This window comes from Sphingomonas bacterium (assembly GCF_903644135.1).
GTDB lineage: Bacteria > Pseudomonadota > Alphaproteobacteria > Sphingomonadales > Sphingomonadaceae > Sphingomonas.
This window is the reverse complement of the sequence record NZ_CAHJXA010000191.1, coordinates 1-5,404: the sequence shown is the minus strand read 5'-3', so window position 1 is coordinate 5,404 and position 5,404 is coordinate 1. Positions and strand designations below refer to the sequence as shown.

The following is a 5,404-nucleotide window of genomic DNA, read 5'->3' as shown; positions in this document are numbered from 1 at the left end:
GCCCGAACGTCATGCCGGTCTGTTCGGGTACGAGCCGGAACAGCGTCCGCTCGCTGAGGCCGACGCGCCGCGCCCACTCGCCGATGGTCGAGCGGTCGGACGGGTCGGCGGTGATGGCGTCGGCGATGCGCCGCAGCCGCGGATCGGACGGCAGCGGCAGGTGCAGCCGCTCGATCGGCGCGGTCGCCAGCCGGTCCAGCATCGTCCCGATCAGCCGCCCGGCCGGGCCGGCCTCGTCATAGGCGGGCGAGGTCCGCGCGACCTCGATGACCAGCTCGCGCAGCAGCGGCGACACGGTGATGGTGCAGGCCTGCGTCGGCAGGTCCGGCGCGATCGCCTCGTCGACCTTGAGGATGTAAAGCTCGAGCTTGCCGGCCGCGCGGACGCTGTGCTCGGTGCCGCCGGGAATCCACACCGCGCAACCGGGCGGCACCATCCACAACCCGTCCGCGACGGTGCAGGTGATCATGCCGCTGATCCCCAGGATCAGCTGCGCCCGCGCGTGACGATGCGGGGCCTCCTCATAGCCGTCGGTGACGAGCTCCACCCCATGCGCCGACACGGCCTGGGACGTCTCCGCCCCGATCAGGCGGCGCGTGTCATCCGGTGCGGTGGTCATCGGTCCGACGCCTGGGCCGATCGCACATCGAAGAAGACGTGGGTGAAACGGTCGTCCACGCCTTGGATGCAGCGGCGCATGGCGTCGAGATGATCGGCGAGGGCGGGGTCTGCGCGGTCGCCTGCCGGCACCGACAGCGTCGTCAGGATCGTGTCCGGGCCGATGTGCAGCGTCTTGAGGTCGGTATAGCTTCCTTCGAACCCGCCGGCCTTTAAGGCTTGGGCTACCTCGAACAGCAGCGCCGGCACCGCCGACTCGCCGGCGATCAGGCTGCGGGTCGCGTAGGCAATGACGTAGGAGTCGGCGATCAGCAGCAGCCCGATCGCGATCGAGGCGGCCCCGTCCATCCACAGCACCTTGAGATACGCGTTGCCGACCACGCCGACCGTGGCGATGGCGATACCGATCAGCGCGGCGGAGTCTTCGAGCAGGCTCTCGTACAGGTTCGGGTCGCGCGTCGCCTTGATGAACTGCCACAACGAGACCGGCCGGCCCCGGCCGGGATGACGTCGCACGATCCGCCGGAAGGCGCGATAGCTGAAGCCGAGCGTGCTGCCCTCGAACACGAAGGCCAGCCCCAGCACGACCAGGCTGAGCACCGGCGCCTCAATCGGGCGGAGCTGCTGCAGCTGGCGTATGCCCTGCCAGATCGAGGCGGCCCCGCCTGCGAGCAGCACAAGGGCCGCGATGACGAACGCCCAAAAGTAACGCTCGCCGTCATAGCCGAACGGGTGCTTGGCATCGGGCGGCGTGCGCCCGCGGCGCTCGCCGAAGAGCAGCAACAGCTGGTTGAGCGTATCGGCCGACGAGTGCACCGCCTCGGTCAGCATCGCGCTCGATCCCGAGATCGCGGCGGCGACGAACTTGGACGCGGCGACCAGCACGTTGCCGGTGAGCGCGGCCAGGACGACCTGCTTGGACTCGGACGCCATGACCTTCCCCGTTGGACGTGCAGCGGCGACGTTGCTGTGCAGCCGGCGGTCTGTCGAGCGCTCAGTCGTCCATGCGGTCGTGGGCGTCGGCCTTGCCGCGGACCCAATAGCCGCCGGCCTTGATCCATTCGCGCGGGTGGCGGCGCTCGTCGAGGACGTAGCCGCGCACGGCTCGCGCGACGCTCGCCTCCGCCGCGATCCATACGAAGCCGTCACCCGGCGGCATGTCGTGCTTCGCCATCGCCGCCTGCAGCAACGCCGCATCGTCGCTCACGCCGTCGCGAGGCACCCAGACCGGCGTCCAGGCGGCGTCGCTACGGACCGCTTGGATGTCGGCGAAGCTCTCAACGACAACGAAGGTGGTGACCGGCACGAGGACAGAAGCCTCCTCCAGCCAGCGGCCTATCGCCGGCAGCGCGGTCTCGTCGCCGATCAGCCAGTACCAGTCGAAGTCGGCGGGGATGATCGCCGACCCGCGCGGGCCGCCGATCGCCAGCGTGTCGCCGGGCGTAGCGACCATCGCCCACGCCGTCGCTACCCCGGCGTCGTGAAGCGCGAAGTCGATGGTCATCGTGCCCCGCTCGGTGTCGAAGCGGCGCGGCGTATAGTCGCGCATGGCATCTGCCTCGCCTGCTACCGGGAAGAACAGCTTGACGTGGTCGTCCGCCGACAGGCTGACGAAGTCGGCCAGGTCGCCGGTGAAGCCGATCCGCAGCATGTGCGGCGTCAGCCGCGTGACCGTGTCGACCGTGAGGGTGCGGCGGCGGGTGTCGTGCCGCACCCGCTCGATCCGGTGGCGTGCCAGGGTGTCAAGCATCGGCGTGGGCCATCGCGGCGATGTCGGCGAGCAGCCCGGGGCCGCTCGGCTGCCAGCCGAGCCGAGCTTGGGTAAGCGCGCTCGACGCCGACATGTCCTTGGCCGTGAACGCCGCCAGCCAGGTGAAGTGCGCCTTGGCCTCATCCTCGCTCAGCGACTTGACCGGCACGTCCAGCATCTCGCCGACGGCCCGCGCGATGTCGCGGAACGCGACCCCCTCCTCGGCGGTGGCATGGTAGCGCGCGCCGGCCTCTTGCCGCTCCAGCGCGAGCCGGAACAGCCGCGCCGCGTCCGACACGTGGGTTGCCGACCAGCGGTTCTGCCCCTCGCCGACATAGGCCGACACGCCCTGCTTGCGGGCCAGCTCGATCACGTCGGTGACGAGGCCCTGCTTGCGGGTGTCGTGGATCTGCGACAGCCGCACGACCGAGACGTTGACGCCGCGCTCCGACAGTGCGCGTCCCGCCAGTTCGGAGGCGACGCGCGGGTTGGGATGGTTCGGGTCGAAGCAGTCCTCCACCGCGGGCGCGCCAGGCTTGGTCGAGCCCATGGCAGTGCTCGACGTGATGACGATCGGCCGATCCGATCCCTCCACCGCCGACCCGAGCGCCGTGATGGCACGGCTGTCCTTCTGGCAATTCTCGACGAAGTTTGCGAAATTGTGATCGAAGGCGGTGTGGATCACCGCGTCGCTGGCGGCGGCACCGGCGCGCAGGCTGTCGAGATCCTCGATGTCGCCGCGATGCGCCACCGCGCCGGCGTCGGCGAGCGCCTTGGCACCGCGGTCCGAGCGGGTCAGGCCAAGCACTTGATGGCCGGCACCAATCAACTCGGGGACGATATGGGACCCGATGAAGCCGGTCGAACCGGTAAGAAAGACACGCATGATGGATGCTCCTGTGTGGTTGACCCGCGATGTCGTAGTCCCCATCATCCAGTAACAGTAGTGACTGTATCCTAGTGTAATGCCTAACAGGATCACCATGGCCATCACCTCTGACAAGCCGCTTGGCGCGTATCTCAAGGATCGGCGGACCCGGCTCGACCCGGCCGCGTTCGGGCTGCCCGCCACGCGCCGTCGTACCCCCGGCCTGCGCCGCGAGGAGGTGGCGAGCCGCGCGAACATCAGCCCGACCTGGTATACCTGGCTCGAACAGGGTCGTGGCGGCGCGCCCTCGGCGGACGTGCTCAACCGCATCGCCAATGGGCTGATGCTGACCGAGGCCGAGCGCGAGCACCTGTTCATGCTCGGCCTCGGCCGGCCGCCCGAGGTCCGCTACAAGCCGGCCGAAGGCGTGACGCCGCGCCTGCAGCGGCTGATCGATGCGTTGGAGACCAGCCCGGCGATCATCAAGACCGCGACCTGGGATGTCGTCGCCTGGAACCGGGCGGCAGCGCTGGTCCTGACCGACTATGGCAAGCTGCCGCGCAAGGAGCGGAACATCCTGCGACTGATGTTCGCCAACCCGCGCGTCCGCGATGCGCAGGAGGACTGGGAGGGCGTGGCCCGCTTCGTCGTCGGCGCGTTCCGGGCCGATGCCGCCCGCGCCGGTGCCGTGTCGGAGGTCGCCGAGCTGGCCGCCGAGCTTTGCGCGGTCAATCCGGCCTTCGCCGCCATGTGGCGCGACAACGACGTCCGCGTCCATGGCGACGGCACGAAGCGGCTCCATCATCCGACACTGGGCGCGATCGAACTGGAATATTCCAGCTTCGCCGTCGACGGGCGGCCGGACCTCGGCATGATCGTCTACAATCCGGTCGATCCCACCGGTGCCGATCGTATCCGCGCTGCATTACCGGCCTGATGCTGCATTGCTGTCGATAGTGATGCCGCTGGAGGTCAGCGACGCCGAGCACGTCCGGACGGAAGCCGCAGATCGGCATTTATTGAGCGCGTGGCCGTAACGGAGCGTTCAAGTCGGCACGCTGACCGCCATACGCTCCAGTGCGGCAGGGCCATGGAAATGCCAGAGAGGCAAGATGGACACAGGGCCATTTTGCGATGTAGCGCGACGGCAATCACCGCGGCTCGCCCAAGATTCTCTTCACATGATGACCTCCGGTCAGCTGCGTGTGCATGACACGGCGTCAGCCTGCTACGGCGTCCGGTCGCAGCGACTGTCTTTTCCGCGCTACATGCCAAGCATCGGAGGACGACGTTGCGGGTAGCGATCATCGGTGCCGGCATGGCGGGGCTGGCGTGTGCGGGCGTTCTTGCCCGGCAAGGTCATGCGGTGACCCTGTTCGACAAGGGGCGCGGCGCGGGCGGGCGCATGTCGACGCGGCGGATGCCGACTGCGGAAGGAGAGGTGCGCTTCGATCACGGCGCGCAATATCTCACCGCGCGCGATCCGGCGTTCGTCGGCCAGGTGGCGGCCTGGGAAGCGGCGGGGCAGGTCGCTCGCTGGGCCGTCGCCGGCAACGACGCCTGGGTCGGCTTGCCGGGGATGAACGCGCCGGTGCAGGCAATGGCGGCGGATGCCGATGTCTGCTGGCGCAGCCGCATCGACGCGCTGACCTTTGACGGCCGCTGGCACCTGCAGGGCGAGGGCGACGACGTGCCGTTCGATGCCGTGGTCGTCGCGGTTCCCGCCGAGCAGGTCGCCACCCTGGTAGCGGACCACGACCCGGAGGTGGCCGGCTTGGCGGCTGCGACCATGTCCGATCCGTGCTGGACGGTGATGGCGGCGTTTGCGGCACCCGTGCCGATCGCGGCGGATCGGCTGACCGAGGTCGGCCCGCTCGCATCGGCGATCCGCAACTCGGCGAAGCCGGGACGTACCGGGCCCGAAGCCTGGGTGCTTCAGGCCGATGCCGACTGGTCGCGCCAGCACCTTGAGGATCAGGCCGACGACGTGGAACATGCCCTGCTCGACGCGCTCGCCGCCGAAGCCGGTGGTGCCTTGCCGGCCATCCTGGGCACCGACTCGCATCGCTGGCGCTATGCCAAGTCGGGGGCGCTCGGGCGGGGCGCGTTGTGGAACCCGGCGCTGCGGCTTGGCGTGTGCGGCGACTGGCTGCTCGGCCCGCGGGTCG

6 protein-coding genes are annotated in these 5,404 nt (G+C 69.4%); 2 read left to right on the top strand and 4 right to left on the bottom strand.

The features are described 5' to 3' along the window. From HUU96_RS10555 to HUU96_RS10540, 4 genes are all read right to left on the bottom strand, one after another. On the bottom strand, positions 1 to 619 hold a 619-nt coding region (locus tag HUU96_RS10555; RefSeq protein WP_174292765.1), incomplete at its 3' end, for an AraC family ligand binding domain-containing protein. Next, a complete protein-coding gene (locus tag HUU96_RS10550) occupies positions 616 to 1,551 on the bottom strand; it encodes a cation diffusion facilitator family transporter (protein WP_174292764.1) in 936 nt (311 codons plus the stop codon). The genes HUU96_RS10555 and HUU96_RS10550, both read right to left, overlap by 4 nt. Positions 1,552 to 1,612: 61 nt before the next feature. After that, positions 1,613 to 2,368: a siderophore-interacting protein gene (locus tag HUU96_RS10545; protein ID WP_174292763.1), complete on the bottom strand. Its 756-nt coding sequence runs from the start codon at positions 2,366 to 2,368 to the stop codon at positions 1,613 to 1,615. Next, positions 2,361 to 3,254 (bottom strand): SDR family oxidoreductase, encoded by an 894-nt coding sequence (locus HUU96_RS10540; RefSeq protein WP_174292762.1) that lies wholly within the window; start codon positions 3,252 to 3,254, stop codon positions 2,361 to 2,363. Before HUU96_RS10540 ends, HUU96_RS10545 begins: the two co-directional genes overlap by 8 nt. A gap of 97 nt (positions 3,255 to 3,351) precedes the next feature. On the opposite strand from HUU96_RS10540, the gene HUU96_RS10535 reads away from it, so the two are divergent. Continuing rightward, a complete protein-coding gene (locus HUU96_RS10535; protein ID WP_174292761.1) occupies positions 3,352 to 4,173 on the top strand; it encodes a helix-turn-helix transcriptional regulator in 822 nt (273 codons plus the stop codon). Between the two features lie 354 nt (positions 4,174 to 4,527). Next, positions 4,528 to 5,404, top strand: an 877-nt coding sequence (locus HUU96_RS10530) for an NAD(P)/FAD-dependent oxidoreductase (RefSeq protein WP_174292760.1), incomplete at its 3' end; no start/stop codon positions are given.